This is a genomic window from Mesorhizobium sp. WSM4904, from assembly GCF_029674545.1.
Classification (GTDB): Bacteria; Pseudomonadota; Alphaproteobacteria; order Rhizobiales; family Rhizobiaceae; genus Mesorhizobium.
Genome location: NZ_CP121354.1, coordinates 1,063,620 through 1,078,450 on the forward strand (window position 1 = coordinate 1,063,620; position 14,831 = coordinate 1,078,450).

The 14,831-nt window shown below is 65.5% G+C and carries 13 protein-coding genes; 11 read left to right on the forward strand and 2 right to left on the reverse strand.

The window, feature by feature from the left end; translation table 11 throughout:
- The first annotated feature begins 174 nt into the window (after positions 1–174).
- The 8 genes from QAZ47_RS05065 to QAZ47_RS05100 all read left to right on the forward strand — a co-directional run bounded on the left by QAZ47_RS05065 (position 175) and on the right by QAZ47_RS05100 (position 7,973).
- A complete protein-coding gene (locus tag QAZ47_RS05065; protein WP_278232726.1) occupies positions 175–1,452 on the forward strand; it encodes a GAF domain-containing protein in 1,278 nt (425 codons plus the stop codon).
- On the forward strand, positions 1,452–2,192 hold the full coding sequence (locus QAZ47_RS05070) for a response regulator transcription factor (RefSeq protein WP_278205907.1): 741 nt from the start codon (positions 1,452–1,454) through the stop codon (positions 2,190–2,192). Before QAZ47_RS05065 ends, QAZ47_RS05070 begins: the two co-directional genes overlap by 1 nt.
- Before the next feature lie 152 nt (positions 2,193–2,344).
- Entirely contained in the window at positions 2,345–2,539 is a 195-nt protein-coding gene (locus QAZ47_RS05075; protein ID WP_128159948.1) for a 4-oxalocrotonate tautomerase family protein, read from the forward strand.
- A complete protein-coding gene (locus QAZ47_RS05080; protein ID WP_278232727.1) occupies positions 2,539–3,429 on the forward strand; it encodes an SMP-30/gluconolactonase/LRE family protein in 891 nt (296 codons plus the stop codon). Before QAZ47_RS05075 ends, QAZ47_RS05080 begins: the two co-directional genes overlap by 1 nt.
- Positions 3,430–3,516: 87 nt before the next feature.
- Positions 3,517–4,533: an ABC transporter substrate-binding protein gene (locus QAZ47_RS05085; protein WP_278232728.1), complete on the forward strand. Its 1,017-nt coding sequence runs from the start codon at positions 3,517–3,519 to the stop codon at positions 4,531–4,533.
- A gap of 46 nt (positions 4,534–4,579) precedes the next feature.
- Positions 4,580–6,043 carry a sugar ABC transporter ATP-binding protein gene (locus QAZ47_RS05090; protein WP_278232729.1) on the forward strand — a complete coding sequence of 488 codons (1,464 nt, stop codon included), beginning with the start codon at positions 4,580–4,582 and terminating at the stop codon, positions 6,041–6,043.
- Between the two features lies 1 nt (position 6,044).
- Positions 6,045–7,022, forward strand: coding sequence for an ABC transporter permease (locus QAZ47_RS05095; protein ID WP_278232730.1), 978 nt, complete (start codon positions 6,045–6,047; stop codon positions 7,020–7,022).
- Between the two features lie 3 nt (positions 7,023–7,025).
- The gene (locus tag QAZ47_RS05100; protein WP_278232731.1) at positions 7,026–7,973 is read left to right on the forward strand and encodes an ABC transporter permease; all 948 of its coding nucleotides are present in this window, start codon (positions 7,026–7,028) and stop codon (positions 7,971–7,973) included.
- Positions 7,974–8,088: 115 nt separating this feature from the next.
- Here QAZ47_RS05100 and QAZ47_RS05105 read toward each other — a convergent pair whose 3' ends face one another.
- Positions 8,089–8,688 (reverse strand): TetR/AcrR family transcriptional regulator, encoded by a 600-nt coding sequence (locus QAZ47_RS05105; protein ID WP_278232732.1) that lies wholly within the window; start codon positions 8,686–8,688, stop codon positions 8,089–8,091.
- Between the two features lie 237 nt (positions 8,689–8,925).
- Between QAZ47_RS05105 and QAZ47_RS05110 the strand changes: the two genes are divergently transcribed.
- Positions 8,926–10,998: a 3-hydroxyacyl-CoA dehydrogenase NAD-binding domain-containing protein gene (locus tag QAZ47_RS05110; RefSeq protein ID WP_278232733.1), complete on the forward strand. Its 2,073-nt coding sequence runs from the start codon at positions 8,926–8,928 to the stop codon at positions 10,996–10,998.
- A gap of 152 nt (positions 10,999–11,150) precedes the next feature.
- Here the strand turns inward: QAZ47_RS05110 and QAZ47_RS05115 are convergent, their stop codons facing one another.
- The gene (locus tag QAZ47_RS05115; protein WP_278233774.1) at positions 11,151–12,077 is read right to left on the reverse strand and encodes an IS110 family transposase; all 927 of its coding nucleotides are present in this window, start codon (positions 12,075–12,077) and stop codon (positions 11,151–11,153) included.
- Positions 12,078–12,377: 300 nt separating this feature from the next.
- Between QAZ47_RS05115 and QAZ47_RS05120 the strand changes: the two genes are divergently transcribed.
- Positions 12,378–13,400: an IS110 family transposase gene (locus QAZ47_RS05120; protein WP_278201928.1), complete on the forward strand. Its 1,023-nt coding sequence runs from the start codon at positions 12,378–12,380 to the stop codon at positions 13,398–13,400.
- A gap of 390 nt (positions 13,401–13,790) precedes the next feature.
- A complete protein-coding gene (locus QAZ47_RS05125; protein ID WP_278232734.1) occupies positions 13,791–14,816 on the forward strand; it encodes a BMP family protein in 1,026 nt (341 codons plus the stop codon).
- Positions 14,817–14,831: the final 15 nt, after the last annotated feature.

The window sequence follows — 14,831 nt, forward strand, 5'->3', positions numbered from 1 at the left end:
CGTCGCACCTGAAGTTGATCTCCCCACCGTCGCGTCAGCCGTCGTTGACAGGGGCACCGTCAAGCGCTCACTATTTTGCAAGCAGGGAGGAATGCGCGAAACAAGGCTTGCAGCCGCGCCGTATCGGCATGGCGTGCCTTTCCGCGGCATTCATCCGGCGGCAAGGGAGGAGACATGTCGGAGGTATCTCCCCAGCTGATCGACCGGCTGCTCGCGATCTCGCGGGCTTTGGCCGGCCATATCGATCCGGGCTCGGCGTTCCGGGCGACGGCGATCGAAATCGGCACGCTCATCCCGCACGACCATATCGATCTGGCGGTGCTGTCGCTGGATGGGCGCATGCATGCCTGCTACGAGGCCGGTTTCCATACCAGCTGGAGCGATCTGGCGCAGCATCCGGTCGAGGGCAGCCCGATCCGTCGCGTGCTGCGGGGCGAGACGCCTTATCTGTTGTCCGACAATGCGCTTGTCGACGACCGCTTCCACTTCGAGGGCGCCTTCGACGGGCCGATCTTCGCCGCCAAGCTGCGCAGCCGCATCATCGTGCCGCTCAGGGCACGCGGCAGCGTGGTCGGCGCGCTCAATATCAGCCGGCACGAGGCCGGCTGCTACACGCAGGCGGACGTCGACGTCGCCCAGCAATGCGCCGATCTCATCGCGCCCTATATCTTCGCGCTGATCCAGACCGAGGAAGCGCGCCGCGCCATGCTCGCCGAAAGCGAGGCGCGCAACCGGGCGGAGCTGCTCAGGGTCGGCGCCTCGCAACTGACCGCCGGCATGGAGCGCGAGCGCCGCCGCATGGCCATGGACCTGCACGACCAGACGCTCGCCGACCTCGCCCGCATCGCGCGCCAGGTCTCGGCCTTCCGCAGCCGCGGTGTGGCGCGCACGGCCCAGCTTGCCGATCTCGAGCAGGAGGTCGCGGGCTGCCTGGCGGAGCTGCGCCATATCGTCGACGACATGCGGCCGAGCGTGCTCGAACTGTTCGGCCTGCGCGACGCGGTCGAGGCGCATCTCAACCGCAGCGTCGCCAGGGCCAAGCCGCCAATCGCGGTGCGCATCGCCGACACCAGCGACGGCAGCGCCGACGGCCTGTCGGAAACGCTGCGGACGGCGCTCTATCGGATCGTGCAGGAAGCCATCAACAACGCGGTGCGCCATGCCGGACCGAGCCGCATCGAGGTGCAGCTGGCTTCGACGGCAACCACGTTCAGCGTGACCGTCACCGATGACGGGCATGGCTGCGGCGCGGTCGATCCTGCCGCCCAAGGCGGCATCGGCCACATGCATACGCGGGCGGCACTTGTCGGGGCGCGGTTGCGTTTCGAGCCGGCCAGCCGCAAGGGCGGCACGCGGGTCGTCATCGAGATCGACCGCGAGACCGCGGTGAGCAAGGTTTCGGCGCGCGGCGCCGCGGCGAACCAGGGTAAGCCGGTGGCGGAGGCGTTCTGATGTTGGTGATGATCGCGGAAAACGACGGCCTGCACCGCACCTTCGCGCGGCGCACCGTCGAGCAATTGTGGCCGGGCGACGTCGAGGTGATCGAGGCCGGCGACGGCGAGGACGCCATCAACCTGGCGGCCGAGCGGCAGCCGCCGCATGTCGTGCTCGACCTGCAGCTGCCCAAGGCGACAGGCATCGAGGTGGCTCGTGCCATCTGGAGCCGGCGCGCCGGCACGCATATCCTGTTCTGGTCGAATTTCGCCGACGAGGCCTATGTGCGGGGCGTGGCGCGCATCGTGCCGCCGGGATCGGTCTATGGCTATGTGCTGAAATCGGCTACCGAAGAAGGCATGCGCTCGGCGCTGCGCGGCGTGTTTCGAGAGGGACACTGCATCATCGACCGCGAGATCCGCGGCATCCAGCATCGCGTCCAGGACCGGTTCGAAGGTATCACCGACGGCGAGTATGAAAGCCTGATCGACATCGCGCTCGGCCTCACCGACCGGGCGATCGCGGCCCGGCGCGGGCTGTCGATCCGCGGCGCGCAGAGCCGTATCAAGCATGTCTACGACAAGCTCGGCATCGTGCCGCCGGAGGAGGGCGCGGGCGAAGCGTCGGTCTTCAATTCGCGCACCCGCGCGATCTATCTCGCCATGGCGCGCGGCCTGATCAACATCGACGCGCTGCGGCGCGAACAGGAGCAGCTCGACGCTTGGCTCGCGCAGGCGACGCCGCTGCAGGATCACTGATCGCGCCGAGTCCGGAAAACGCCCGAAGCGACCGACTGTGCAAAACCACAGTCGGCGATGCGCTTAGACCGCTATCGCCTCGCTCATGTCCCGACTAGGCTTTTGTCTGACAAGAAGAAAATATCGGGCAAACAAAATCCCGGGGAAGCGCCATGCCGTTCGTCAGCATACGGATACTTGAGGGTCATTCGCAAAAGCGCAAGAACGAGATCTCGCGCCGCGTCACCGAAGCGATCAGCGAGGTCGCCGAGCTGCCCAAGGAAGCGATCTGGGTGGTGATCGAGGATGTGCCGGGCAGCGACTGGTTCGTCGCCGGCAAGCCGGTGCGGGAACCCAAGAGCCCGTGATGTCGATCCAGGCGCGCGCCCGCCATTCCGGCTTTGACGACGTCGTCGGCAACGCGGCGATGGAGCGGCTGGCTACCGGATACGGCTTCATCGAGGGGCCGGTGTGGCATCCCTACGAGAAATGGCTGGTCTTTTCCGACATTCCGCAAAGCCGCATGTATCGCCTCGGCACGTCGGGCGAGATCGAGCTGTTCCGCAATCCGAGCCACATGGGCAACGGCAACACGCTCGACCGGCAGGGACGGCTGGTGACCTGCGAGCACGCGACCAGCCGTGTCACCCGCGCCGAACCGAACGGCGCGACGACGGTGCTCGCCACCCATTACCTGGACAAGCAGCTCAACAGCCCGAACGACATTGTGGTGGCCACTGGGGGATCGATCTATTTCACCGATCCGACTTACGGCCGGGCGGAGTTCTATGGCGTGCCGAGACCGCAGGATTTGGCCCACCAGGGTGTCTACCGCATCGACGGCGACGGCGCGCGTCTGACGCTGCTGGCCGACGATTTCGCGCAGCCTAACGGCCTCTGCTTCTCGCTCGATGAATCGCGGCTCTTCGTCAACGATACCGAGCGCGGCCACATCAGGGTGTTCGGCGTGGAAGCCAATGGCGACCTCAATGGCGGCGCGGTGTGGGCGGTGACGGAAGGGGACGGGCCGGGCGCGCCGGACGGGATGAAGATCGACAGCCGGGGCAATCTCTATTGCACCGGCCCCGGCGGCATCCATGTCTTCGATGCGTCCGGCGATCTTCTCGGCGTCATTCCAACGCCTGAAGACTGTGCGAACTTCACCTTCGGTGACGACGACCTGAGGAGCCTCTACATCACCGCTTCGACGTCGCTCTACCGGCTGAGGGTGCGCGTGCCGGGACTGAGGCTTTTTTGAGCGTGAGCGCTCGGATCGGATTGGAGTGAAGCCGGCCGCAAGGCCGACGGAAAGTGCAGCAGTCAACACATCTGGGAGGATGATGACATGAAGAAACTACTGGTCCTGAGCGCCCTTGCAGCCATGCTCGCCTCGGGCACGGCGCTTGCCGACACGAGCGGCAAGAAGATCGCCTTCTCCAACAATTACGCCGGCAATTCGTGGCGCCAGGCGATGCTCGACAGCTACGGCATCGTCACCAAGAAGGCGGTCGACGACAAGGTGGTGGCGGCGGCGGACGTCTTCACCACCGCCGACAAGGAGGTGCCGACCCAGGCCGCTCAGGTGCAGAACCTGATCCTGCAGGGCTATGACGCCATCGTCATCAACGCCGCTTCGCCCGATGCGCTCAACGGCGCCATCAAGCAGGCCTGCGACGCCGGCATCATCGTCGTCTCCTTCGACGGCATCGTCACCGAGCCCTGCGCCTACCGCGTCGTCGTCGACTTCAAGGACATGGGCAAGCAGGAAGTCGAGCAGATGGCAAAGTTCCAGCCCAAGGGCGGCAATCTGCTGGAGATCCGCGGCCTGGCCGGCACCTCGATCGACGATGCCATCCATGCGGGCATCCTCGAAGGCGTCGCCGCCCATCCCGAGTTCAAGATCGTCGGCTCGGTCACCGGCGACTGGGACCAGACCACGGCGCAGAAGGCGGTGGCGACCATCCTGCCGTCGCTCCCTGACGTCGTCGGCATCGTCGACCAGGGCGGCGACGGTTACGGCGCGGCGCAAGCCTTCGCCGCCGCCAACAAGCCGCGCCCGACCATCATCATGGGCAACCGCCAGGACGAGCTGAAATGGTGGAAGGAGCAGAAGGAGAAGGACGGCTACAAGACCTGGTCGGCCTCGATCGCGCCCGGCGTGTCGACGCTCGCCTTCTGGGTGGCGCAGCAGGTGCTCGACGGACGCAAGGACATTCCGCACGATCTCCTGGTGCCCTATCTCGCCTTCACCCAGGACGATTTCGAGGCCGCACTGCCGAAGATCAAGGAAGGCGGCGTCGCCACCCACGAATACACGCAGGAAGAAGCCGTCGCGGCCATCAAGGCCAATATCAAGCAATAGCGGCGGAAACGTTGCCAGCCGCATCGCCAACCGGATATCGTTGAGGATGCTTCAGGCTATTGCAGATATCGTCAGGCTGGACGGCGCCGAGAAACATTTCGGCGCCGTCCGCGCCCTCAACGGCGTCGACTTCCATGTCGGCGCCGGCGAATGCGTCGGGCTCGTCGGTCATAACGGCGCCGGCAAGTCGACGCTGATGCATATGGTGGCGGGCACGCTGCGGCCCGATGGCGGGCAGATCGCCGTGCGCGGCAATCAGGAAACGAGCTATTCCGTGGCGCGCGCGCTCGAGCTCGGCATACGCTGCGTCTTCCAGGAGCTGTCGCTCTGCCCCAATCTCAGCGTCGCCGAGAACACCCGCATCAACCATCCCTCGCTCGCCGGCCTCGGCTGGCGGCGCAAGGCCGCCGCTCTGATCCAGGCCAAACTCGACGAGATCTTTCCGGGCCACGGCATCTCGGCGGACGACATTGCCGGCGACCTCTCGATCGGGCGGCGGCAGATGGTCGAGGTGGCGCGCGCCTTCACGCTGACCCGCGAGCCGCTGCATCTGGTCATCCTCGACGAGCCGACCTCGTCGCTCGATGCGCATACGGCGGGGCAGTTGCTATCCTTCGTGCGCCGCTTCGTCGCCGCGGGCGGCAGCTGCATCCTGATCTCGCATGTGCTGGGCGAAGTGTTGCAGAACGCCGACCGCATCGTCGTGATGCGCGACGGCAAGGTCGTCGCCGCCGATGCCGCAAGCGCGTTCGACCGCGACAAGCTGGTCGCCGCCATGGGCGGCGCCGAGGGACATCAGAAGGCCGCCGCCGAGACCCGCAAGACCGAGGCCGGCGCGCTCAGGGTGCGGGCGCGCCCGGCGCGGCAGCAGGACGGCAAGGAACTTGTCGCCCGCGCGGGCGAGATCATCGGCCTTGCCGGTCTAGCCGGTCATGGCCAGACCGACCTGCTGCTCGCGATCTTCGCGGCGGCTTCACGCGCCAGAGCCGGCATCGAGGTGACCGCCCCGATGGCGCTGGTCGCCGGCGACCGCCAGTCGGACGGCATTTTTGCGCAATGGTCGATCGCGCAGAACATCGGCATCCGTTCGCTTCAGCGCCTGCGCAACGGCTTGTTGATCTCGCCGCAGCGCGAGGCCGAGCTGGCCGAGTTCTGGAAGAGGAAGATCGGCATCCGCACGCCGGACATGAACAACAACATCTATTCGCTGTCGGGCGGCAACCAGCAGAAGGCGCTGTTTGCCCGCGCGCTGGGCTCCGACGCCGAGATCGTGCTGATGGACGATCCGATGCGCGGCGTCGACATCGGCACCAAGCTCGAGGTCTACGACCTCGTGCGCGAGGAGGCCGGCAAGGGCCGCACCTTCCTCTGGTACACGACCGAAACCGAAGAGCTCGACAATTGCGACCACGTCTATGTCTTCAAGAACGGGCGGATCGTGGCCAATCTCGGCCGCGACGAGCTGACGGAGGAAAAGATCATCCAGTCCTCGTTCGGCGACGCGGCCTGAGATGACGGCGATCGCTCCCGGCACGCTCCCGAAATCCTCACCGCGCGGCAGCGCAGCTAGGGCGCGCCTGCTGCGCGGCCTGTTGCCGGCGCTGTCATTGGCGCTGGTGCTGCTCGCCATCGCCTGGCTCAACCCGCGCGCCATCAGCTATTTCGGCTTCAACCTGATGCTCAACCTGGCGATCCCGATCGCGCTGGCGACGATCGCGCAGATGTTCGTCATCGCCGGCAACGAGCTCGACCTGTCGATCGGCACCTTCGTCGGCTTCGTCGGCTGCGTCACGGCGACCTGGCTCAGGGATGCGCCACTCATCGGCGTCGTTGTGCTTCTCGGCTCGATCGCCGTCTATGCGCTGCTCGGCGCGCTGATCCGTCTGCGCAACCTGCCCTCGATCGTGGTGACGCTCGGCATGAGCTTCGTCTGGCAGGGGCTCGCCATCCTCATCCTGCCGAAGCCCGGCGGCAAGGCACCGGACTGGCTGCTGGCGGTCATGTCCTTCAAGCCGCCTTACATCCCCTTCCCGATCCTGGCGGCGCTGATCATCGCCGCGGTCGTGCATTTCGGCCTGATGCGCACCTCCTATGGCGTGATCCTGCGCGGCTCCGGCGGCAACGCCGCGGCGCTGAGGCGCGCCGGCTGGTCGCTGCTCAGAACCAAGATCGTGCTCTTCGCGCTGACCGGCCTGTTCGGGGCGCTGTCGGGGATGGCGCTGATCGGCATCACCACCTCGGCCGACGCCAATATCGGCAACGGCTATACGCTGCTGTCGATCGCCGGCGTCATTCTGGGAGGCGGCGAGTTCGTCGGCGGGCGCGTGTCGCCGATCGGCGCGGTCATCGGCGCGCTGACGCTGGCGCTGGCCGCCTCGCCGCTCCTGACCTTCATGCATATCCCGCCCGACTGGCAGGTCGCCGCCAATGGCGCGATCCTGATCATCGTGCTGGCGGCGCGGGTGCTGATCAGCCGCAGGGAGAGGTAAGCCATGGCATCGCTGCGCATGCTGCTCGAAAAACCCTGGCTCTGGTCCTTTGTCGGCGCTTTCGTGGTGTGGGTGGCGACCGTTGCCTTCACCGGCGGCTACGGCGCCGGCGGCATGGTCACGGCGGCGCTTTCGCTGGCCGTCTTCACCGTCATCGTCGGCGTCGGCCAGATGTTCGTCATCACGCTGGGGCCCGGCAATGTCGACCTGTCGCTGCCGGCCAATATCGGATTGGCGAGCGCGGTCGCGATGAAGGTGATGGGCGGCAGCGATTCCATGATCGTCGTCGGGCTGCTTGCGGCGCTCGCCTGCGGCGCGGCCATCGGCGCCATCAACTATCTGCTGATCTGGGCGCTGCGCATCCCGCCGATCATCGCGACGCTGTCGGCGAGCTTCATCATCCAGTCGGTCGACATCAGCTACGGCCGCGGCCTGCAGATCAAGCCGCCGCCGGGCTTCGCCGATTTCACCAACTGGCAAGTCCTTGGCATTCCGGTGCTGGCGATGCTGACGGTGCTGTTCACCGTCGGCGCGGCACTCGCGCTGCAGCGCATGATCTATGGCCGCTCGGTGCTGGCGATCGGCCAGAACATCCGCGCCGCCTGGCTGGCAGGTGTCGATGTCGGCCGCATCCGCTTTCTCACCTACACGCTGTGCGGGGCGCTGGGCGGCATCGACGGGGCGCTGCTCGCCGGCTATTTCCGCGGCGCCAACGTCGATATCGGCAACGAATATCTGCTCGCCTCGATCGCCGTCGTCGTCATCGGCGGCACGTCGGTCGCCGGCGGCAAGGCCAATGTGCCGGGCGTCTGGGGCGCCGGCCTGTTCCTGGTGCTGCTCTTGACCATGCTCAACACCTTCGGCGTCAGCGCCGGCGTGCGCCTGGTGCTGACCGGGCTGATCATCGTCGGCGTGATCACGGCGGCGGGCGGCGAGAAAGCCGTGCGCTAGAGCGTTTCACCGTTTCACGGAAACGGCGAACCGCTCTATCTCCTTGTTTTACGCAATTCCGGGCGGAAAGCCGCTCACACCTTTCCCGGAATTGCTTTAAGCGCACTCACCTTCGTCACCCCTCGCCTGCCTCCAGATGCCTGTTCAGCATCAGCCGCAGCTCGTCCAGCACGCCGTCGCGCAGGGGTTTCTCGCCGATCAGCGCCAACGGGATGCGCATCAGTTGCGGCACGATCACCGCCAGCCGCTCGGCCTGTCCCGCCGGCAAAGGCGGATAAGCCTGCGCAAACAACGCGGCGATCTGGCCGCGGCGACGAGCGCGCATGGCGCGGCGCCAGTGATCGTCGCCCGGCAGGTCGAGCAATGCCGAATAGACCGGATGCGTGGCCATGAAGGTGCCCAGCAGTCCAAACAGCTGGTCGGCGATCGTCGCCGCATGCATCCCTTCGCTTTGTTCGCGCAGCGCATCGAGCTGCCTCGAAAGCTCTTCCGCCTGCGCCATCAGGATCGCCTGCGCCATCGCCTGTTTGGTCGGGAAGAACAGATAGAGCGTGCCGATGGCGGCACCCGCCTTGGCGGCGATCTCGCTCATCGTCGTGGCGTCGAAGCCCTTCTCGACGAACAGCTCCGTCGCGCTCGCCATCAGGGCGGCAACACGATCACGGCCTCTTCTTTGCTGCGGCGCGCGTGGCTGCGGCACTGTCGCAACAGCCATTCTCGAAGCTGTCCTCATGTTTTGAACCTGAGGCTGTCTTCATATTGGACCTGAGACTATCCTCATATATCCTGCTGTTGCATGCTGTGCCAGCAGACATTGCGATTTAGGCATAGCGATTTAGGTCGCGCGCCAGCGGTAGTTTCCGAACTGCTGCGCCAAGGGCGGTTGGTGTACCCATTCATGGCGCGGCCGAGTAAACCCTTGCGTATCGCAGCCGGTCTGGGGAGGTTCCGTTTGTCCAATTTCGTCAGCGTTGCAAACGAGAACGGCGTCGCCGTGGTGACGATCGACAATCCGCCGGTCAATGCGCTGAGTTTTAACGTCCGCAAGCCGCTTTACGAGGCGCTCATCGCGCTGCGCGACGACCCCGTCGCCAAGGCCATCGTCATCGCCTGCGCCGGACGCACCTTTGTCGCCGGGGCCGATATCACCGAATTCGGCAAGCCGGTCGAGCAGCCGGAGCTGCGCGCCATCATCGCTTTGCTGGAGACGATCGCCAAGCCGACCATAGCCGCGATCCACGGCACGGCGCTGGGCGGTGGGCTGGAACTGGCGCTCGGGTGCCATTTCCGCGTCGCCGACCGAGGCGCCAGGCTCGGCCTGCCGGAAGTGAAGCTCGGCCTGCTGCCGGGTGGCGGCGGCACCGTGCGCCTGCCGCGCCTGGTAGGCGCGGCAAAAGCGCTCGACATGATCGTTTCGGGTGCGCCGATTCCAGCCGGCGAAGCAGAGGCGGCGGGTCTCGTCGACGCCGTTTTCGACGATGATCTGCTGGCGCAGACAGTTCGTTTCGCTGGCGAAATGGCTGATCGAAGTGAACCGCTGGTGCCGGTCCGCGATCGCAATGGCCGCCTTGCCGAAGCCGATCTTGCTTTCTTCGACGCGCAGGCGGCGGCCCTCGCCAAGAAGGCGCGCGGGCTCGACGCGCTGCTTGCCTGCGCCGAGGCGGTGCGCAATGCGATCACCTTGCCTTTCGACGAAGCGCTGGCCGCGGAGCGGCAGCTCTTTGCAAAACTTGTTTCAGGCGACCAGTCGCGGGCGCAGCGGCATCTGTTCTTCGCCGAGCGCGAGGCGGCGAAGGTGCCCGGCAAGGATCTGCAAAAGCGCGGGATTGCCCGCGTCGGCATCGTCGGCGCCGGCACGATGGGCGGCGGCATCGCCATGGCCTTCGCCAATGGCGGTTTTCCGGTGACCTTGCTGGAGACGAGCGCGGAGGCGCTGTGGCGCGGGCTGGCGACGATCGAGAAGAACTACGCTGTCTCGGTCGGCCGCGGTTCGCTGAGCGAAGAAGCGAAACAGCAGCGGCTCGACCTGTTCAGGGGCAGCACCGACTACGCCGACCTTGGCGACTGCGATCTGATCATCGAGGCCGTGTTCGAGGACATGGCGGTGAAGAAGGAGGTGTTCGGCAGGCTCGACACGGTCGCCAAGCCCGGCGCCATCCTTGCAACCAACACCTCTTATCTCGACGTCAACGCAATCGCCGCCTCGACGTCGCGGCCGCAAGACGTGCTCGGCATGCATTTCTTCTCGCCGGCCAATGTCATGAAGCTGCTGGAGATCGTGCGGGCCGAAAAGACGGCGCCCGACGCACTGGCAACCGTTGCCGATCTGGCGCGACGCATCGGCAAGGTGGCGGTGGTCGTCGGCGTCTGCCACGGTTTCGTCGGCAATCGCATGCTGGCCGCGCGCGGCGCCGAGAACGAGGTCCTGCTGCTCGAAGGCGCGACACCCGGCCAGGTCGACAAGGCCTTCACCGATTTCGGCTGGCCGATGGGACCGTTCCAGATGGGCGACCTTGCCGGCCTCGACATCGGCTGGCGCAACCGCAAGGCGCGCGGCCAAACGGCGGCGATCGCCGATACGCTGTGCGAGCAGGGCCGCTTCGGCCAGAAGACCGGGCGCGGCTGGTTCCGCTATGACGGCGGCTCGCGGGAGCCGATTGGGGATCCGGACGTCGAGGCGCTGATCCGCGCCAAGGCGGCCGACCGCGGTATCGCGCCGCGCGCCATCGGCGCGGAGGAGATCATCGAGCGCACGCTCTATCCGCTGGTCAACGAGGGGGCGAAAATCCTGGAAGAAGGCATCGCCGCGCGGGCATCCGACATCGATGTCGTCTGGGTCAATGGCTATGGCTTCCCGGTCGGCAAGGGCGGGCCGATGTTCTGGGCCGGGCTCGAAGGGGCGGCAAAGATCGTCGAGCGGCTGGAGCATCGGCATGCAAAGACAGGCCGGGCGATTTTCGAGCCGGCGCCGCTGTTGAGGCGGTTTGCGGAGACGGGGCGCTGGGAAGTGGGCGATGCTCGATAATTTCGTCATTCCAGGGCGAAGCGAAGCGTAGACCCTGGAATCCATGCCGTTCCATCCAACGAAGAATGCCACGGTCCAGAACAAGCGATGGCACAGCCGCCGATCGTTCTGCGCCGCCGTGGCTCTCGGGCGTCACGGCATGGCAACTGTGTTCATGCGAATGCGGTTTTGTCGCGCATGATAGCATTGAGGACGACCAAGAGCTTCCTTGCGACGGCGATGATGGCGAGTTTCTTGGAGCCTGATCGGGCGGCAAGTGCGCTGTAGAAGGACTTGAACCGGTCGCAGGTTCGGATGGCCGTGAGGGCCGCCATATAGAGGGCGCGGCGCACGCGTGATCGCCCGCCCTGGATCTGGCTCCTGCGGTTGAGCTTGCCACTCTTGTTGTCGAACGGGGCAAGGCCGGCGAGTGCGGCGATCGCCTTGGGTGAACGCTGGCCGAGCTCGGGCAGGTGCGCCAGGAGCGAGAGCGCGCCGACCTTGGAGACACCCGGCACGGAGATCATCAGCGTGTAATCGCGGGCGGTGTCCTCGGTTTGACGAATAACGTTGGCGATCCGGCTCTCGAGCGCATGGATGCGTGTGTCGAAGGCGGCAATCGTTTCTTCAAGGTCGGCAATGACAATCTCGTCGAAGGCCTCAGCGAGGTGCTTCTTCAGCGTTGCCCGCATCTCGACCAGATGGTCGCGGTAGCGGGCAAGCGATTGAAGCTGCTCGTTTTGTTCACACGGCGCCGGCTCGGCCGCCGGCTGATAGCGACGGCCATAGTCGCTCAGCATCCTGGCGTCGAGACGATCGGTCTTGGCGCGCCGTCTCGTCGACTTGGCATAGTGGTGGGTATGGGCCGGGTTGTGCCGCGAGAACGGCACGCCGGCCTTGGCCAGCGCGTGGCGCAGCAGCCGGTCATGCACGCCTGTCGCCTCCATGACGACGAAGTCTTGGCCGGGACGAAGGCCTGCCACATAGGCAGCGATCGCATCGGCCTGGTTGTCGATGCGCCGAAAACGGCCGCTTGCCTCGTCAAAAAAGTCTAGCCACTGCTTGGAGATGTCGCAGCCGACATAGTTCTGCACTATCATGTCCACGCCTCTTCCTGTGGTGCGGGGTCTGCTTGGAACAGCCCCGTGCAACTGTTCAGGTTGATGGTTCACCGGTGGGAAGGGACCGGGCCATGCCGCGGCCTGTCCGAAAGGACGACCAGGATCCACTCGGCCTCCTTCCCACTTCAACCATACACCGGAACCAACACACAGGATTCTATGGTCTGCGCGCGTCGCTTCGCTCCTTGCTCCGCCATAGAATGATGGGTGGACGGCCCCTTGCGGCATCGAATGTGCCAAACTGGTCGTGTTGGAACCCAGCGGAGGAGACCGTCCGTCATGCAAGCTATCAGATTTGGAATCGATTTGGCCAAGAACGTGTTTCAGGTGCACGGCGTGGATGCAGCCGGGCAGGTGGTGGTGCAGCGCCAGCTGCGGCGCGCGCAGGTGGAGAAGTTCTTCGCCGCGCAGCCGCCGGCGCTGATCGGCATGGAGGCGTGCGGCTCGGCCCATCATTGGGCCCGCACGCTGAGCGCGCTCGGCCACGAGGTCAAGCTGATGCCGCCGGCCTATGTGAAGCCCTATGTTGCGCGCAACAAGAACGATGCCCGCGATGCGCAAGGCTGTTGCGAGGCGGTGAGCCGGCCCGACATGCGCTTCGTGCCGATCAAGACGGTCGAACAGCAATGGGCCCGAGCGCTGCATCGCACACGTGACCTTCTGGTGCGCCAGCGCACGCAACTGGCCAACGCCATGCGTGGGCAGCTCTATGAGATGGGTCTGATAGGTGCCAAGGGGGCCGCAGGCATCGAGGCCCTGCTGCAGCGCATCGAGGCAGCCGATGAAGCCATTCCCGCGGCGCTGTTGATCTGTCTGGCGCCTCTGGCCGGGCAATGGCGGGCGCTGGATGGCGAGATCGGCAAGCTGGACAAGCAGATCCTGGCTCAGGTCAGGCAGCAGCGAGCGGCCTTGCGGCTGACGACGATCCCGAGCGTCGGCCCGATCATCGCGCATGCAGCCGTCGCCACCATCGGCGATGGCCGCCAGTTCGCTTCGGCCAGGGACTTCGCCGCCTGGCTGGGCCTGACCCGCAAGAGCCATGACACCGGCGGCAAGCACAGCTTGACGGGCCATATCAGCCGCGCCGGCGACAGGGACCTGCGAAGGCTGCTCATTCTGGGCGCCAGTTCCTGGTTGCGCCAGGTCAGGGCCAAACCCGACAAGGGCTCACCCTGGGTTCGCGGCCTGCTGGCCAGGCGGCCGGTCAAGGTCGCCGTCGTCGCCCAGGCGGCCAAGACCGCCCGCATCATCTGGGCAATGCTGCAATCGGGACAGGAATACAGGGCGCCGACTGCGGCATAAACGCAAATCGAGGCCCTCAACAAGCGTAAGGAGCAAAAAGCAGCACGGCAAAATGGTCAGGACCTGGGTCGAGACACTCCGCCTTCGTCATCGCGATACAAAGCGCGCTAGAATGATTGGAACTCGATCCGCGTAACCCTTGCGGGCCAGCGGTCTTCGAAATCGACCGCACTAAAGGCCGAATACATGACCGCTCCAGACCTGCGCCGTCGTTGCCATTTTGCCTCTTGCCCAAAAGGGGCCGTCCATACATGACGAAGAAGAGGATCGCCCTTTATCGCCGCATCAAATTTGACCATGTGGACAAAACTCGGGCGCCGTTCCATAGTCCTGGCGTCTGATTTTTTGAACGGCCGGCTCGACACGGCCGTCGAGCAGAGGGGAACTTCAATGGAAAACGATCGTAACAAAATGCAGCGCGCCGGCCTGTCGCGGCGCAACGTGCTGGAACTTGGCGCGCTTGGCCTCGCGGCGACCGTCCTGCCGACTATTGCCTTCGCCAAGGACAAGAAGCTGAAGGTGGCGGCGATCTTCGCCACGCCGATCGAGGAGCCGTGGGACAACCAGATCCATGTCGCCTTGCAGAAGGCCGAAAAGGAGCTGGGCATCGAATACAAATGGTCGGAGAAAGTGCAGACCGCCGACTTCAGCCGTGTGATGCGCGAATATGCTCAAGGCGGCTATCAGCTGGTGCTGGGCGACGCCTTCGCCGCCGAGCGCGAATCGCGCCGCACCGCCAAACAGTTCCCGAAGACCGCCTGGCTGTTCGGCTCCGGCGCCGGCCCGGCCGAACCCAATTTCGGCGTTTTCGACAACTGGATCCACGAGCCCGCCTATCTCTCCGGCATGATCGCCGGCAAGATGTCGAAGTCGGGCACGGTCGGCGCCGTCGCCGCGATGGGCATTCCGGAGGTGAACCGGCTGGTCAACGCTTTCTTCGCCGGCGCCAAGGAGGTCAACCCGAACGTCAAGAAGAAGGTCGCCTTCATCGGCTCCTTCTTCGATCCGCCGAAGGCCAAGGAAGCGGCGGTGGCGCAGATCGATGCCGGCGTCGACGTCATCTACGCCGAGCGCTTCGGCGTCATCGAGGCGGCGGTGGAGAAGAAGATCTACGCCATATCCAACATGTCCGACCAGTCGAGCCTCGGTCCCGACACGGTCATTACCGGCCCGGTCTGGGACATGTATCCGACGGTCGAGCAGGCTATCAAGCTGGTCAAGGCCGGCGTCTTCACCGCGCAGGACTATGGCGACTTCTCGCGCATGGCCAAGGGCGGCTCCTATCTCGCGCCCTACCACAAGTTCGACAAGACGCTGCCGGCGGAAGTCAAGGCGCTGGTCGAAAAGAAGAAGGCCGAGATCCTGGAAGGCAATTTCCGCGTCGACGTCGACGAGAACACGCCGGTTTCGGATTGACCTTTACCCTCCCCC

Bases quoted from the DNA above. Each gene is read 5' to 3' on its own strand.
- QAZ47_RS05065 (WP_278232726.1), top strand. From the start codon at position 175: ATGTCGGAGGTATCTCCCCAGCTGATCGACCGGCTGCTCGCGATCTCG.
- QAZ47_RS05070 (WP_278205907.1), top strand. From the start codon at position 1,452: ATGTTGGTGATGATCGCGGAAAACGACGGCCTGCACCGCACCTTCGCG.
- QAZ47_RS05075 (WP_128159948.1), top strand. From the start codon at position 2,345: ATGCCGTTCGTCAGCATACGGATACTTGAGGGTCATTCGCAAAAGCGC.
- QAZ47_RS05080 (WP_278232727.1), top strand. From the start codon at position 2,539: ATGTCGATCCAGGCGCGCGCCCGCCATTCCGGCTTTGACGACGTCGTC.
- QAZ47_RS05085 (WP_278232728.1), top strand. From the start codon at position 3,517: ATGAAGAAACTACTGGTCCTGAGCGCCCTTGCAGCCATGCTCGCCTCG.
- QAZ47_RS05090 (WP_278232729.1), top strand. From the start codon at position 4,580: ATGCTTCAGGCTATTGCAGATATCGTCAGGCTGGACGGCGCCGAGAAA.
- QAZ47_RS05095 (WP_278232730.1), top strand. From the start codon at position 6,045: ATGACGGCGATCGCTCCCGGCACGCTCCCGAAATCCTCACCGCGCGGC.
- QAZ47_RS05100 (WP_278232731.1), top strand. From the start codon at position 7,026: ATGGCATCGCTGCGCATGCTGCTCGAAAAACCCTGGCTCTGGTCCTTT.
- QAZ47_RS05105 (WP_278232732.1), bottom strand. From the start codon at position 8,688: ATGGCTGTTGCGACAGTGCCGCAGCCACGCGCGCCGCAGCAAAGAAGA.
- QAZ47_RS05115 (WP_278233774.1), bottom strand. From the start codon at position 12,077: ATGATAGTGCAGAACTATGTCGGCTGCGACATCTCCAAGCAGTGGCTA.
- QAZ47_RS05120 (WP_278201928.1), top strand. From the start codon at position 12,378: ATGCAAGCTATCAGATTTGGAATCGATTTGGCCAAGAACGTGTTTCAG.
- QAZ47_RS05125 (WP_278232734.1), top strand. From the start codon at position 13,791: ATGGAAAACGATCGTAACAAAATGCAGCGCGCCGGCCTGTCGCGGCGC.